The sequence below is a fragment of the Novosphingobium sp. B-7 genome (assembly GCF_000410615.1).
Lineage (GTDB): Bacteria > Pseudomonadota > Alphaproteobacteria > Sphingomonadales > Sphingomonadaceae > Novosphingobium > Novosphingobium capsulatum.
This window is the reverse complement of the sequence record NZ_KE148439.1, coordinates 458-804: the sequence shown is the minus strand read 5'-3', so window position 1 is coordinate 804 and position 347 is coordinate 458. Positions and strand designations below refer to the sequence as shown.

Annotated in this window: 1 pseudogene; it reads right to left on the bottom strand. The window is 72.0% G+C overall.

What is annotated here, in order from left to right:
* Window positions 1-105 precede the first annotated feature (105 nt).
* A pseudogene (locus H926_RS33635) lies at window positions 106-347 on the bottom strand (hypothetical protein); the annotation flags it as partial.

Genomic DNA, 347 nt, shown 5'->3' with positions numbered 1-347 from the left:
ATGGCCGGCAGCACGATGCGCGTGGGCGCGCCAACGGGCTGCGCCGTCGCGGCCATGGCCGGAACGGGCGCGGGCACAAGGCACGCCGCGCCCAGCAAAGCGGCGCTAGCGGCGGAAAACCTCATACCCACGCTCGGTTCGGCGCCACGCCACGGGATAGAGCGCGCCAACGGCATCGAGGAACTGCGCCACATCGCCAAGGCGATAGGTGCCATAGACGCGCAGATCGCCCATCGCGGGATCGCGCAGCGCGATCGGCACGCCGCTCAATTGCGAGAACCGCGCCATCACCGCCGCCAACGGCAGATCCTGCGCCACCAGCCGCCCGTCGCGCCAGGCCAGCGCGG